General features: G+C 38.4%; 8 protein-coding genes. All 8 read left to right on the top strand.

Annotation, left to right across the window (positions count from 1 at the left end):
* Positions 1-8 precede the first annotated feature (8 nt).
* On the top strand, positions 9-2,033 hold the full coding sequence (locus RM539_RS13470; RefSeq protein WP_311503935.1) for an aceric acid hydrolase: 2,025 nt from the start codon (positions 9-11) through the stop codon (positions 2,031-2,033).
* Between the two features lie 196 nt (positions 2,034-2,229).
* Positions 2,230-3,939 (top strand): glycoside hydrolase family protein, encoded by a 1,710-nt coding sequence (locus RM539_RS13465; RefSeq protein ID WP_311503934.1) that lies wholly within the window; start codon positions 2,230-2,232, stop codon positions 3,937-3,939.
* Positions 3,940-3,988: 49 nt separating this feature from the next.
* Positions 3,989-5,311, top strand: coding sequence for a pectate lyase family protein (locus tag RM539_RS13460; RefSeq protein WP_311503933.1), 1,323 nt, complete (start codon positions 3,989-3,991; stop codon positions 5,309-5,311).
* A gap of 1,091 nt (positions 5,312-6,402) precedes the next feature.
* Entirely contained in the window at positions 6,403-7,284 is an 882-nt protein-coding gene (locus RM539_RS13455) for a hypothetical protein (RefSeq protein WP_311503932.1), read from the top strand.
* 432 nt (positions 7,285-7,716) lie between these two features.
* Positions 7,717-9,222 (top strand): MGH1-like glycoside hydrolase domain-containing protein, encoded by a 1,506-nt coding sequence (locus RM539_RS13450; RefSeq protein ID WP_311503931.1) that lies wholly within the window; start codon positions 7,717-7,719, stop codon positions 9,220-9,222.
* A gap of 121 nt (positions 9,223-9,343) precedes the next feature.
* Positions 9,344-10,909, top strand: a complete 1,566-nt coding sequence (locus RM539_RS13445; protein WP_311503930.1) for a sodium:solute symporter family protein — start codon at positions 9,344-9,346, stop codon at positions 10,907-10,909.
* Positions 10,910-11,270: 361 nt separating this feature from the next.
* On the top strand, positions 11,271-12,536 hold the full coding sequence (locus RM539_RS13440) for a nucleoside hydrolase-like domain-containing protein (RefSeq protein ID WP_311503929.1): 1,266 nt from the start codon (positions 11,271-11,273) through the stop codon (positions 12,534-12,536).
* Between the two features lie 122 nt (positions 12,537-12,658).
* Complete coding sequence (locus RM539_RS13435) at positions 12,659-15,670, top strand: SusC/RagA family TonB-linked outer membrane protein (protein ID WP_311503928.1); 3,012 nt, start codon at positions 12,659-12,661, stop codon at positions 15,668-15,670.
* The last annotated feature ends 4 nt before the right edge of the window (positions 15,671-15,674 follow it).

The raw sequence follows: 15,674 nt of genomic DNA, 5'->3' as shown, positions 1-15,674 counted from the left end.
TGTTGAACATGTTAAAGATAGTTTCAAGTTTATTACTATTCCTTGGATTTGGTAGTTATTGTGTAGCCCAGGGAAATGGTCTTGTGGCCAATTCAAAAAGTCCGCATTCAAAATTGCAAAGTCTGGGAATGGGAGACGTGACCTGGACCAATGGATTCTGGAAAGAGCAGTTTGATGTGGAGACAGAAAGTACCCTGCCGTTTATGTGGGAGCTATATCATAATGAAGATATAACACACGCCTATCGCAATTTTGAGATTGCAGCCGGTTTAATGAAGGGCACACATGACGGTCCATCTTTTCACGACGGTGATTTCTATAAGGTTTTTGAAGGCATGGCGTCTGTATATTCATCAACTAAAGATCAAGAATTGAACAGGCAGATGGATGAAGCTATAGCGCTAATAGATAAGGCTCAGCGGAGAGATGGTTATATCCATACACCCGTCCTTATTGAAGAGCGATGGGGTACTCTTGGGCCGGAGGAGCTTAAAAAGCAACTTGGTTTCGAAAAATATAATATGGGCCATTTGATGACTGCAGCCTGTGTTCATCATAGGGCTACGGGAAAAGATAATTTTTTGAATATAGCTATTGGTGTAGCCGATTATTTATATAAATTTTATAAAAAAGCCTCACCAGAACTGGCAAGAAATGCTATTTGTCCTTCTCATTATATGGGCGTGGTTGAGATGTACAGGACCACAAGGGATCCCAGATACCTGGAACTGGCAAATAATCTCATCAATATAAGAGGAACGACAAATGAAGGTACGGATGACAATCAAGACAGGATTCCCTTTCGGGAGCAGACCACAGCTATGGGGCATGCTGTCCGGGCGAATTATCTTTATGCCGGAGTAGCCGATCTTTATGCCGAGACCGGTGAAGATAAACTGATTGAAAACCTTCAGTCTATATGGCAGGATGTGGTTTACAGAAAGATGTATATCACCGGTGCCTGTGGCTCTTTATATGATGGTGTTTCGCCTGATGGTACCTCTTATAATCCGGTAGATGTGCAAAAAATCCATCAGGCATACGGCCGTCCTTATCAGTTGCCCAATGCCACTGCCCATGCGGAAACCTGTGCTAATATTGGTAATGTTCTATGGAACTGGAGGATGCTGCAAATTACCGGAGATGCAAAATATGCCGATATCGTTGAATTAGCTTTGTATAATAGTGTACTATCGGGAATAAATCTGGATGGAAAAAAGTTTTTATATAATAATCCGTTGAACGTATCAGATGATCTCCCGTTTAAACAACGTTGGGGAAATGAACGAAAAGGATATATATCTCTGTCAAATTGTTGTCCACCAAATGTAGCAAGAACCTTGGCCCAGGTAAATAACTATGCCTATAATCTTTCACCTGAAGGGCTATATGTTAATTTATATGGGAGCAATAAAATGGAAAGTAAAACGGCAGACGGTGAAAAGGTTGCTATTAAACAGGTTACAAATTATCCATGGAATGGCGAAATCACACTTACTGTTGAAAATGCTCCAAAAAATGAATACGGTATTTTCCTTAGAATACCGGGGTGGAGTAAAAATTCTTCAATTAGCGTAAATGGTGAAAAATTTTCTGATATGCCTAATGCCGAATCTTACTTCAGGATTGATCGTAGATGGAAGAAGGGAGATAAGATAAAGCTGGATCTACCCATGCCGGTACAGGTGATGCAGGCAAATCCTCTGGTAGAAGAAACCAGAAATCAGGTCGCTGTTAAAAGGGGGCCTTTGGTTTATTGCCTGGAATCTGAAGATCTTCCTGAAGATGTTAGCATCAACGAAGTTGCTCTTAATTTGGATTCCGGCTTTCATCCTGAGAATATCAGGATTCAAAACAGAGATTTGATAGGCTTGAATACGAAAGTTTCTTTTAATAATTCTACATTATGGGAAAATAAATTATATAAGCCGAAAGACAATACTTCTAAGGGAAATCATCCTGTTAGGCTTATTCCATATTTCGCCTGGGGGAACCGAGATGCCGAGGAAATGACAGTTTGGTTGTCCTACTAAAGAAGAAGAAATAACAATTAGGTTGAAGGCTGTGCTTTTAGGTTGAAGGCTGTGCTTTGCAGGATTAAATAAACCTGAAGGATATTCTCTGGACCTTTCTGGTAAGAACTAGGATATTACTATTCCTGCTAAACGTGAAAACTATCAAAAATTGCTGAGGTATTCGGAATTGAACCAGACCTGATTTAAGAAAAAAATGAGAGATTCAAAAATGTTCTTTCCGTTTCCCATTGTTTTATTGATGCTTTTTTCTTCCGTCATAAATGGTGTTGAAGAAGTAAAAGGAAAAAGTATTCCAGGATCCGCTCAGCAACTAGATCAAACTGAAAAAAAAGGAAATAGTACCTGGCAAGGATCTGATTTTGAAATTGAATCTAAAGGCTATGAAAGTTTTAAAACGGTAAAGTTTGGACAAGTATTATCAGGAGCAAATCATAATATAATGCGAGTGGCACCGGAAATTGAAGGGCTTACCGGAGTCAAAATACCTGCTGATAGGAATAAAAATGATCTGCATTCTCCATTAAAACTAAGCTTTATAGAGCCGGTGAAGGTGCTAATCGCAATCTTTGGGAACAAGAGTATCCAAAAATTTGATACGGAAAAGTACCAGCGATTGCTGGGCAATGCATTGACCGTTACAGGTTTGCCCGCTGCCAATATATATGCTGTTTCTTATCCAGCCGGTAGACAGGAAATAAATCTTGAAGGTTTGGGATCATTTACTATAGTGGGTGTTATAAAAAACGAACAGGATCTAATTAAACGGGATGTGGAATTACCTGACGGACGGCAATGGGATACCTTTATTATAGAAGGTTATTCAGATGAAAAACCTCTTTTTGAAATCCTTAGGGGGCCGGAAAAACCGGTGGTGGATGAAGGTATGCCTGGAACAGAAGGAATTCAGGGTGGATTTGAAGGAGGACGCTGCGTAAAAATTAATGGGATGTACCATATGTTTCCTACAGAGCGTGCCGGTGAAATAGGTGTGGAAGCTTATCACGATCGGATAAAAACCCGCATTGGCCATTGGACGAGTGACGATGCGATTAATTGGAAACGACAATCTACGCTTTACCAATCCAGTGGTAATTATGCCCTAACTGAAGACGATAACCCTATAAATGACCGGCGTGCCGCCATATGGTCTTTTATGCCCATTTTCAACGAAGAAGCAAATAGATGGTATGGTTTTTATTTAGCTTACACAGTTCATGAAGAAATAGAACCCAATCATTCTTTTGGTCGGATTTGGCAAGCAGAATCAGTGAAGGAAGGTATGGAAGGCATCGGTGGCCCTTATAAAGATAAAGGTATAATTATAGAGCCAGGGCTTAATTCTCAACCCTGGGAAGGCCGCCAGGGCGTAGCATCTTTTTTTCCTTTTAAAGTCGATAATCAATGGCTGGGGTTTTACAGTGGGGCTTACCCTTTTGATTCCTGGAAAGATTATCCTAAGAAAACGGGAGAAGGTTGGTTTGTAGGTCTTGCTGAGGCAGATAAATTGGAAGGTCCCTGGGCGCGCATGGATACTACGCTGAACCCAATTAAATCCATACACCCTAATTTCGTTGAAAACCCAATTGTAAGCCAATTATCAAATGGCCTTTATATTGCAATTTTCGATGGTGGCCCAGAAGGTTGGGGACATCATTTACCTAATATGATAGGCTATTCAATTTCTAAGAATGGATACAACTGGTCGGAGGCCCGATATGTACCAATAGAGACTAAAGTGAATAAATGGTGGGATATAATGCGTACACCACTCTGCCTGATACCGGAAGGGAATGATGTTTATACAATTATGTACGCAGCTATAGATTTAGATCGACGCTTCCATCCCATGGGCATGGTGAAAGTTAAATTGAATTCAGATGTTTTAGGTAGGTTCCAGAAATGATATAGATATTATAAATCATTTCTAAGACTTCAAATTAAATAATTTCGATATGAATAGTAATAATATATTAATAGCTCTCTTGTTATTATTGAATTTTTTCACACTAGAAGCTCAACAACTTGCATTTCCCGGTGCCGAAGGATTTGGGGCCTACTCGAAAGGCGGGCGTGGGGGAGAAGTTCTGTATGTGACAAATCTTGAGGATAGCGGTCCTGGGAGCTTTCGTTGGGCAGTGGAGAAGAAAGGCCGGCGTACCGTGGTATTTGATGTTTCAGGTACCATTGTTTTGGAAGATGATATTCAATTAGAGAATCCATATATTACCATCGCGGGACAGACAGCTCCAGGCTACGGCATCGCCTTTCGGGACGCCAAGCTCCGAATAGGTACGCATGATGTAGTGGTTCGTTATATTCGGATCCGGTTGGGTGACGTGGGTGATGGAGGTGACGCCATTTCAATTGGAGCAGGAGAAAACATTATTATCGACCATTGTTCTGCTAGCTGGAGTACAGATGAGGTTCTTTCCGCCTCCACGCGGGAACCTCGCCTGACCAAGGTCACTGTACAATGGTGCTTCATCACCGAAGGACTTAATCCTGAAAATCATGGTTACGGATCTTTAATCCGCGGAACCGGTGGCGCAAAATACAGTTTTCTGAACAATCTTTACGCCCACAACTACGGACGCAATCCGCGGCCGGGAAACTATAATACCAATTCACACAATGAAGATCCTGAAGGCTTGCTGCTCGATTTCAGGAATAATGTCATCTATAACTGGGGTGGGGGACATGCCGGGTACAATGCCGATGAACAAAGCGTTACTCGTCTCAACTATGCTGGTAACTATTTGGTTCCTGGACCGGATTCAAAACTTACTGGGATCGCTTATTCCACGGGTTCTCCATATAATCGTGCTTATTTTGCCGGTAATTACTACAACGGAAAGCTTTCCGAGGATCCCTGGAGCCTTGTAGATTTTGACCACAGCTGGACAAAAAACCAAGTAAAGGCTTATAAGCAAAATCTACCCTTTGAGTCAGGTCCGGTGGAAACAAAAAAAGCTACAATAGCGTATAAAAAGGTGCTGGAATCTGGTGGTGCCAGCTTGCCAAAAAGAGATGCAGTAGACAGCCGAATTGTGAAGGACGTTAAAAATCGTACAGGTAAGATTATCAACAGCCAGAAAGATGTGGGTGGCTGGCCTACATTGAAATCTGGTCCTGCTCCTTCTGATAAGGACAGAGATGGTATGCCCGACAATTGGGAACTTGAAAATGGTCTTAATCCAGGTAATGCTGAAGACAGAAATAAGGTAACGGAAGATGGATATACTATGTTGGAGAAATACCTGAATAGTATAAAATAATTTTATTAGAAAAATTTGTGGTTAACTTGGTCATGGGAAAATTAATTTTGTGAAAGGTTCGGGGTTTTTATTCTCAACCTCCATTCACATAGCCTTTTAGAGGCTGCCTTAGCTTAATAATTCTTATCTAAACTGTGGTGAATATTATTAAATTTTTGTTAGCTATTAGTGTTGTATTGAATTTAAAAATAAAATCTTCATGATAAAAATTTCCCTTCTATAGTAATTTGGTTATACCACAAAATAAACCTGATATGAGTTTGACTTCAATAGGTAATCTTTAATCAATTATTTCCAGAAGGGGAGGAGGTAAGAGCTATAGAGCCAAACTGTAAAAATTATTCCAGATAATTATAGATCATGGGTCGTTATTTATCGAATTCAACAAAAGCATTTTATCCTCCTTTTTACATAAGCTTTAAAACGACTTGTAGTTTGATGTAATACTATTTGCAAATAGTATTACATAATTACTTCATGAGATTTTACAAATATGATGCTATCTATTCAAAAGACGGATAAAGGTGTTCAACCTACAATTACATAATTTGTTTGGTGGAAAGAGTCAAAGGTAACATTTATAAGCTGACAATAAGAGAGCAATGGCATTATCCCTCTTGTGGCTCTACTTAATCAGAAATGTATGAAATGGGACCAGTTTGTTTCGCTATTGAAAAAATTGCACCAAATTATAAGGTGTTTAAATTTCCGATTGAACAATAACAGGAGAGAATTATAATTGGCTGAAAAAATATAGGTTGATAAGGGGAAATGGGAATTAAAAACTTAGTGTATATGGTGATTTGCAGTAAGGTACAGGATAGCATTATTATATTTAAAAATAAATTGTAATTCCATTAAATGAATTTTTAAGATTTGACTTCGCTTAATATTGTTAAATACTAATATGAAAAACCCGGATTTAAGTTTTAGCCTCATTTGTTCTTTGAATCTTTCTTTATGTGTTTCTGCTAGAGATAACAATAAGAATTCATTCAAAGGTGGTAATCAACCTAGATAATAGCGGCCCAAAAATTTATGTGAATCAGGCTCCAGTATTGCTGGGATTAATGAATTTAAAATGCTCATTAATGTTCGTAGAATTGTTACAAATTTTAGTCAGAATAAAATTCAGCAGATTATCTTTTACGGTTATTTTTTTCCTGGTGTTTCTCTTTACTACTGTTAATGCCCAAAAGGTAAAGTTAACAGAAGAAATCTGGAATGGAACGGGCTGCTATAAAATTGAAATGCCAATGGGTACTGTTTATTTTGAAAAAGAGGATGGTGTATCAGGATTCAAAAGTTTTATTGATAATGAAGGGAATGATTGGATTGCATCTAATATGGAACCAGGTCCTAATGGAGATTTCAGAGGTTTTCCCAACACTGTAAACAATTTTGGGCATGCTGGCCGTGATAGTGGGTCGACTACAAGGATAATAAAAAATGTAACCGAAGGAGACCTGGTGATTCTGGAATCAAAGAATCCTGATTTTACTTTTCAGTACTGGTTCTTTCCAGACCGTGTTGTGGTTAAAGTGATAGAATCTCAAGGAGATTATTCTTTTCTATATGAAGGAGTTGTAGGTGGTTCTTCTGAGGCAGAAGATTATTTTGTTACGCCCGATGGGGAAAAGCATACTCCTCGTGGGAAGTTTAAAGATTTTACACCGGAATGGTATTATCTTGGTGATCCAAAGGTGAACAATTATCTTTTTCTTGCAAAATCGCCCAATGATGATGCTCCCAACGAGAACCATCGCCAAATCAGAGAAGGAAACGTTCATAATATGGACCTTTATAGTTTTGGCCGTACCGGGCCAGAAGATGGCTATGAAATTTACGGGATGAGCGGTAACGAACATATATGCATTATTGGGTTTATTAGTGCTGATAAAGACCATGCTCAAATAGAATCAAAAATTGAAAGTTTTCTGAAAGATCCTTTTCAATCTGGAATTGATCATTGAAAATAAATTATCAAATATTTATTTTTTCTATCTGTTCCGGTGGTGAGGTTAGCAACGAGTTTTTATTGAAATAAAAAAATGCTTTAAACTTTCCTCCTGTGAAATATAAGATTTAATAAAGTTAAAGTTCATTTTTCTGCGAATGAGATCGTTGTTTCGTATAAATATTAGCATGGATAGCTTAACGAGCCGGGGATAGTGATAAAATGGGCTGCCAAATAAGTGGGGGATTATATATGGTGAAAAAATTCTGAAGTTTCTTCAGATGCAGGTTTAGATGTCAACCAAAGTTGTTATCGAACCCTTCACACAGTTGGATAGTTTATCTAATAATATAATATAATAAATATGTTTTCGACTAAAATTCAAAATTCAAAAAATAAGCTAAGGCATACTTACAAGATTAATATAGTCTTTGTTTTAATTTGCTTCATGTGTGCAAAAGAGGAACTAAAGAGCCAGATTTTGCAACCCGACAAACTTCAGGAATATGTTAAGTCCTTTAATGATATGTATGAAGAAGAGGTGGTAAATTATATTTCAGATGAGGAATCTTTTAAATGGCTCGAGAATAATATTCCCCTTTTTGAAGCTCCCGATCCTAAAATGGAAGAAATTTATTATTTCCGTTGGTGGACTTTTCGCAAGCATTTAAAGAAGACTTCGGAAGGTTTTGTTTTTACTGAATTTATTACTCCTGTAAGCCATGGGGGGAATTACAATACCATTAGTTCGGCTTTAGGACATCATATCAACGAAGGAAGATGGTTACACAATGATAAATATATGGATGAATATATTATTTTTTGGCTTATAAGGGATAAGTATGCTGAAAAATCTTTTCATCACAAGTTTAGTGGATGGCTGGCCCATGCCGTTTATCAGCGTTACCTGGTAAATAATGATGATGTGTTTTTAATCTCATTGATCAATGAGTTAGACGCAGATTATCTACAGTGGCAGGAGGAGAAAAGACTCCCAAATGGGATGTATTGGCAGTATGATGTGCGGGATGCTATGGAAGAATCTATAAGCGGATCGAGAACCGAGAAAAATATCAGGCCCACCATTAATAGTTATATGTATGGAAATGCTAAAGCTATGGCTAAAATGGCCAAAATGATAAACAGGGATAGCCTGAAAGAAGTTTACACTCAGAGAGCTGAAAAGTTACGAGAACTGGTGCACGAAAATCTTTGGAGTGAGGATGAAAATTTCTTTGAAGTTCGGCTGGAAAATGGCGAATTGGCCGACGTGCGGGAAGCAATTGGGTATATTCCGTGGTATTTTAACCTCCCTAAAGATTATCCTGAGTATGCAGAGGCTTGGAAACAAATCAACGATACTGAAGGCTTTAAAGCTCCGTATGGTCTGACTACCGCTGAACAAAGACATCCCGAATTTCGCACCCACGGGACCGGTACTTCCGAATGGGATGGAGCTGTGTGGCCCTATGCCAGTACCCAGACTTTAAAAGCCCTGGCAAATTTGTTGACGAATTACAGCGAAAATTTCATGACCAAAGAAGATTATTTTAGAGAACTGAAAAAATACGCAATGGCGCATGAAAAGGATGGAAAACCTTTCATTGGAGAATATTTTGATGAACAAACCAATGAACATTTACATGGAGACAAGCCCCGCAGCGTGCACTATAACCATTCTGGTTATGTAGATTTAATAATTAATGATCTCATTGGTCTAAAGCCGCGGGAGGATAATATATTAGAAGTAGAACCGCTTCTTCCTGAAGGACAGTGGGACTGGTTTTGTCTGGATAAAGTAAAATATCACGACAGGATTCTTACATTTCTATGGGACAGAAACGGTAAAAAATATGGAAGGGGTTCCGGTTTCCGAATTTTTGTTGATGATGAAGAGATTTTCCATGCTAATTCTTTGGGAAAAGTGATTGTAGATTTATCAGAGAGAAAATAAATACATGGCATTTATTGGTTGGAAGCTCAAAGGACAATTAAATCAATTAGTTCTGGCGTCTATCATTGCAGCTATCAATGGTCAGCATCAATAGTATTAGTGAATTTTAAAAATTATAAGAATGTCCGGAGCAACTTTACATGTTATAGATTACATTATTATCGCTATTTCTCTGATGATATCTCTTGCAGTGGGAATAAAATTTTCCAAAAAGCAGAAAGATACGAAGCAATATTTTGCAGCGGGTGGTAATATTCCTTCCTGGGCAATTGGTATGTCTATCTTTGCTACTCTTATAAGCAGTATATCTTTTTTAGCTTATCCGGGAGAAGGTTATTCCTCTAATTGGATTAGGTTAGTGCAGGGTATAATGGTGCCTTTGGTTCTTTTATTTCTTATAGGTTATATAGTACCGCTATATCGTAAAGTTATTGGGCTAAGTGCCTACGAATACTTTGAAAAGCGGTTTGGTTATTTTGCCAGGTTATATGGTTCCCTTGCTTTTGTATTTGCCACTTTTTCAGGAATGGGAACTGTGTTTTTTCTACTGTCCTTAGCTCTTTCAAGTATGACTGGTTTTAATATTCTAACAATAATATGGGTAGTAGGTATTGCTGTTGTCTTTCTTACTTTACTTGGGGGAATGGAAGCAGTGATCTGGCTTGATGTTATTCAGGGATTTTTATTGATTGGAGGTGGAATAATAGCAATTACTGTTATACTTCTAAATACTGAAGGCGGTTTCGGTACAATCTGGGACACAGCAATGGAAAATGAAAAAATAGGTTTAGGGCCCTTTAACTGGGATTTTGTAAACCTTACTTTCTGGGTAATGGCATTCAATGGCATTTTTTATGCAATTCAAAAATATGGAACCGATCAGACCATTGTTCAAAGGTATCTTACTGCTAAAACAGATAAATCTGCTATTAATGCCTCTATTTTTGGGGTGTTGATGACTCTTCCTGCCTGGACGGTATTTATGTTTATTGGAACGGCCTTATTTGCCTTTTATAAAGCTACCCCTTTAGCCTTACCTCCCGATATAAGACCGGATGCCGTCTTCCCGTATTTCATAACCACTCAACTCCCTCCGGGCTTAGTTGGGCTGATAATATCAGCGCTTATTTCTGCTGCAATATCAAGCCTGGATTCTGATCTTAACTGCCTGTCAGCTGTAGGTGTTGAGGACTATTACAGACGTTTTAAACCTCATAGCACCGATGCAGACCGGGTAAAAATGGGGAAAATTTTAGTTGTTTTGTCAGGATTAATTGCAATAGGTATTGCTACTATCTATGTCTATACAGACGATGAAGGAGTTTTAAGTATTGTTTTTATGTTATATGCCATTTTTTCTGGTGGTTTGGCAGGTATGTTTCTTTTAGGATTGTTAGTAAAAAGAGCTAATAAAAAAGGTGCCTATATTGGAATAATCACCTGTATATTATACACAGGGTATGCAATATTAACTTCTACAACAATAGGTTCAGGAGCAGAGGAGCGGCTATTGCTAGATCTTGGCTCCCTTAATTATACCCAACATAAATACATGCTGGGGGTTTATAGTCATTTGATATTGTTTTTCGTAGGCTGGGCTGCAAGTTATTTATTCCCATATCAGAAAGTGGATAATGATCTAACGTTCTATGGCTACCTAACGAGAAAAAGAAAGGGAGTGATTTAAATCTGCAGAACCTATGTAAATCCAGGCATCAATATTAATAGATTTTTACAGATTTCGATAAAAGCAAATTATAAGATCCCATGGAGATTCATTACTGAGGGAGCTTATAATAATTGGAAAATAGCAATAAAGGTACCTGAAAAGCAAATAAAAATTTACTGCTTTCGATAATTGTCTCTAATTCGACTCCAGTAATAGTTGTTGACTTATTTAAGAATTCTAGTGCAATAATATCGAATTCATTAACCAATCTTTAATAATTGAATTGGCCTAAAGCCGTGGAATATAGATTTACAAGGCAAAGAATTGAAATAGGCAGGTTTTTTTATTGAAAAATTAAGCTGTCTTAAATTGAGATTAAATGAAAAAAAAATTTTTCAAAGCAGGAGTTTTTCTGAGTATTTTCCTGAACGTGGGCATACTTTTCAGCCAGGAAAGGGTAATCATTAGCACCGATATTGGAGGTACCGATCCCGATGATTTCCAGTCGATGATCCATTTTTTGATGTATGCCGATCAATTTGAAACCGAAGGACTCATTTCTTCTCCCTACGGTGAGGGCCGTAAAGAAGATATTTTGGATATGCTTGATCTTTATGAGCAGGATTATCCTAAACTTGAACAACATTCCGAAAATTTTCCTACTGCCGATTACCTACGCTCCATTACTAAGCAGGGGAGCATTGAAGAAGCTCCCATAGAAGGTTGGTCTTCTTCGAATGAAGGTTCTGAATGGATAATTGAATGTGCAAAGCTGAAAAATAGAAAGCCGTTATGGATCCTTGTTTGGGGCGGAATTGAAGATGTAGCCCAGGCTTTACATGATGCCCCTGAGATTGCACCTGCCATTAGAGTATACTGGATTGGGGGACCTAATAAAAAATGGAGTGTGAATGCCTATAATTACATAGCTTCTAATTTTCCAGATCTGTTTATGATCGAAGCCAATGCTACCTACCGTGGATTTTTTATAGATAATAATCCTCACCGGGATACTTCCGTGAAAAATTTTTATAAATCTCATATCAAGAACAGAGGTGCCATGGGACGTGATTTTGGAAATTATTATGGAGGAGTGATAAAAATGGGAGATACTCCTTCGGTTTTATATTTATTGAATGGGAACCATGAAAGCCCAGCCGGGCTAAGCTGGGGAGGAAGCTTTGTTCCATTAGAATACAGCGCCAAACGGGAATTTAACCGCCTAACTACCATAAATGATACTGTTCCTGTTTTCAGTGTAATGGAATGGGTGCTGGAAGCCCCAACTTCGGGAATAGGGGTTGGAGAACCAATCCTTACCATGGAAATAGCCGGTCAGCAATTCGATGGCTATTATATTGGCAACGGGCAATACAAATTAAGATTTGTAACCAAAACCACTGGAAACTGGAGTTATAAAATTCATAGTAAAATAGACGAATTCGACGGGTTGGAAGGGAAATTCGTAAGTGTAGATCCCTGGCCGGGAGCACCGCATCCGGATAATATGGGAAATTTAAATAACTGGTGGAGTGATGATCCTGATAATTTTGAAGGAATGTACCAGGGAGCAAAGACCATCTATAAATGGCGTGAAAAGTTTATGGCAGACTGGGCAGAGAGGTGGAGATGGCTCGGGGAATAGACTGCTAAACCATAGAAGAAAAAAATATTTTATGCAGGATAGAACAGGATGAAAGATAAAATGTGAAATTTTAGCTTAGATTAATATATATTATATAAAATTAACTTAATATTTTAAGCAAAATGAAAAAAAATTGCAAAATAAAAATTCTTTTCCTTAACTTTTTGTTCTTTAGTTTCGCAATGCTTGCTCAAGAAAAAACTGTGTCAGGTGAGGTAACAGATTCTAGGGGTATGCCTCTACCGGGAGTTAATGTTGCAGTTAAAGGAACGAACAGCGGTACACAAACCAACTTTGACGGAGAGTACTCTTTACAGGCTTCTCCCGGTGAAACCCTGGTTTTTTCTTTTATGGGTACGAAAACGATTGAGAGAACTATTGGAGAGGTGAATACCTATAATGTTGTTATGGAAGAAGATAGTGATCAACTGGATGAGGTTGTAGTGGTTGGTTATGGTTCTGTACAGAAGCGGGATTTAACAGGAGCCGTCTCAACAATAGGTAATGAGGATTTGGTAGCACGTGGTACTACAAGTCCAATGGCTGCCATGCAGGGACAGGTAGCCGGTGTGAATATTACTGCCAATTCTGGTCTTCCGGGTGCCGATTTTGATATTAACATCCGCGGGATTAATTCTCTATCTGGAGGGAGACCTTTATTTGTAGTAGATGGAATAATGACTGATAATATAAATTTTCTGAATCCAATGGATATCGAGCGAATTGATATTCTTAAAGATGCTTCTTCAACTGCAATTTACGGCTCTCGTGGCTCCAATGGAGTGGTAATCGTGACTACGAAATCTGGAGAAGGATTGGCAGGTGAAACACGCTTTTCCTATCAGGGGTTTGTAGGAGTCAAGGAAGTTTCTAATATGCCAGATTTTCACAATGCTGAAGAAGGAATCCTATGGACGCAAAACAGAGCGATTTCGAGGTCCTTATATCAGGGTGATCCCGTTGAAGATCTAGGTGATTATTATCACGGGTTTCCTTCTTCAGGAGAAGATCGTGAATTTTGGGAAAATGTTTTTGCAAATGAAAATTACTTCGACTGGACAGAAGAACTATTGAGACCAAGCATTCAGACGAATCACTTTATTTCTGCATCCGGGGGAACAGAAAAAGTAACTTTTCTTGTTGGTGCTGGTTACCAGGGTGATAATGGAAATATTGATGGGCAATACTATGATAAATACAACTTCAAAGCTAATGTTGATGCTAATGTTAATGATCAGATCAAAATGGGAGCTAATATTAATTTGGCATATTCTGAGCGGGAATTAAGAAGTGGAACAGTAATGCAACAATTATTTCGTGCCCCTAATTGGGCCCCGGCTTATGATGAGAATGGAGATGAAATCCTTCTTCCCCTAAGAGGGATGTCGGGGAATACAAGTCCTTTAGCTGACCTGAAGAATAGATTTAATGATGAAGACTTTTATGTGCTTTCAAATTTTTATGTGCAATTTCAACCTATTGACTGGTTGTCGTTAAGATCTACGTTTTCGCCTAATTTTCATTTAAATCGACATGGAGAATACTGGGATCCTGCTCAAACAAAGAGTGGGGCAGGAGCGCAGATGTCCAATTCTCAGGATTTTTCGTACATCTGGGATAACCATTTACGTCTTTCAAAAGATTTTGGTGATCATAGCTTTAATTATGATTTTATTTATTCTATGCAAATGGACCGTAATGAATACTTATATGGTTTTGGCTGGGATCTGCCGTTTAACTCTGAATTTTATAATGTAGGAAGTGCTTCTTCCTTAAATACCGCTAGTAGTTTTGAAAAAAGTACCCTTATGTCTTACACAAATAGAATAAATTATTCTTTTAAAGATAAATATTTAGTCACAGGTACCTTACGTTGGGATGGCTCTTCAAGATTAGCCGAAGGAAACAAATGGGCCAGCTTCCCTTCTGGGGCAGTAGCCTGGAGAGTTTCTGAAGAGAATTTTCTTAAAAATAGTCCAACGATTAATAATTTAAAGTTCAGGTTGAGTTACGGGTATACCGGAAACAATAACATTTCTCCATATACCACACAGTTTGCAGTTAGCAATCAAACCTATTATGACTGGAATGGTACGATGGCCAATGGATTTAGACCTAGTGCCATTGCGAACAAATCGTTAACCTGGGAACGTACCAGGGAGTGGAACCTTGGGGTAGATTTTGGCTTTTTCAACAACAGGATTTCAGGAGAAATAAACTTATACGATAGGTTGTCTTTAGACTTATTAATGTCACGCAAATTAGCGGTACCAACAGGTTGGGCTAGCATGATGGACAATGTTGGTTCTGTTAGTAATAAAGGAATTGAGTTACAGCTAAGAACTATTAACATCCAATCACGGGATTTCAGTTGGGAAACCAATTTTACTTTTTCTACAAACGAAAACAAGATTGTGGACCTGTATGGTAAAAAAGAAGATGATGTGCCAAATCGCTGGTTTATAGGTCAGCCTGTGGAAGTAGTTTATGCCATGGAATATGATGGCGTATGGCAGCGCGATGAGCTAACAGAAGAAAATATGCAGGAACTTGAAGGGACTGCGAGAGTAAAAGATCTCAATGGAGACGGGATATATGATATTGATAATGATATGAGGGTTTTGGGTTCTCCACTTCCTACCTGGATTGGCGGTTTACAAACTACCTTTAGGTATAAAGGCTGGGATTTATCAGCAAATATTTATACCAAACAAGGGGTGTTTATCTTTAGTCCTTTTCATGAATTATATACAGATATGAATACCAAACAAATTCTGGATATAGATTATTATATGCGGGAAAACCCTGTAACAGAAGCAAATTATACCAATGCCTATCCTCAGCCTGCTTATGCCGGGCAATTCTATGGGGAAGATGCCGAAGATTATGGATATCCCGGCTTTAATAAGGACGCTTCTTTTGTGAGACTGCAAAATGTGACTTTGGGATATAATTTTAATCGAAATTTTATCGAAAGGATTGGCTTACAGGAGATGCGGATATACGTGAATGCGGTAAATCCTTATGTCTGGACAGAATATGAAGGCTTTGATCCGGAATGGGGGTCTGCGAGTATGAGTTCAAACGCAAATGCTTTTTCAACCTATCAGTTAGGCGTGAATATTAGATTCTAAAAGG

Source organism: Autumnicola musiva, assembly GCF_031846585.1.
In the GTDB taxonomy this organism is placed as follows: domain Bacteria; phylum Bacteroidota; class Bacteroidia; order Flavobacteriales; family Flavobacteriaceae; genus Autumnicola; species Autumnicola musiva.
The sequence above is the reverse complement of the archived record's forward strand: the minus strand, read 5'-3'. Positions and strand labels throughout refer to the sequence as shown.

Coding starts and splice junctions, on each gene's coding strand:
- RM539_RS13470 (WP_311503935.1), top strand. CDS start 9: ATGTTAAAGATAGTTTCAAGTTTATTACTATTCCTTGGATTTGGTAGT.
- RM539_RS13445 (WP_311503930.1), top strand. CDS start 9,344: ATGTCCGGAGCAACTTTACATGTTATAGATTACATTATTATCGCTATT.
- RM539_RS13440 (WP_311503929.1), top strand. CDS start 11,271: ATGAAAAAAAAATTTTTCAAAGCAGGAGTTTTTCTGAGTATTTTCCTG.
- RM539_RS13450 (WP_311503931.1), top strand. CDS start 7,717: ATGTGTGCAAAAGAGGAACTAAAGAGCCAGATTTTGCAACCCGACAAA.
- RM539_RS13460 (WP_311503933.1), top strand. CDS start 3,989: ATGAATAGTAATAATATATTAATAGCTCTCTTGTTATTATTGAATTTT.
- RM539_RS13455 (WP_311503932.1), top strand. CDS start 6,403: ATGTTCGTAGAATTGTTACAAATTTTAGTCAGAATAAAATTCAGCAGA.
- RM539_RS13435 (WP_311503928.1), top strand. CDS start 12,659: ATGAAAAAAAATTGCAAAATAAAAATTCTTTTCCTTAACTTTTTGTTC.
- RM539_RS13465 (WP_311503934.1), top strand. CDS start 2,230: ATGAGAGATTCAAAAATGTTCTTTCCGTTTCCCATTGTTTTATTGATG.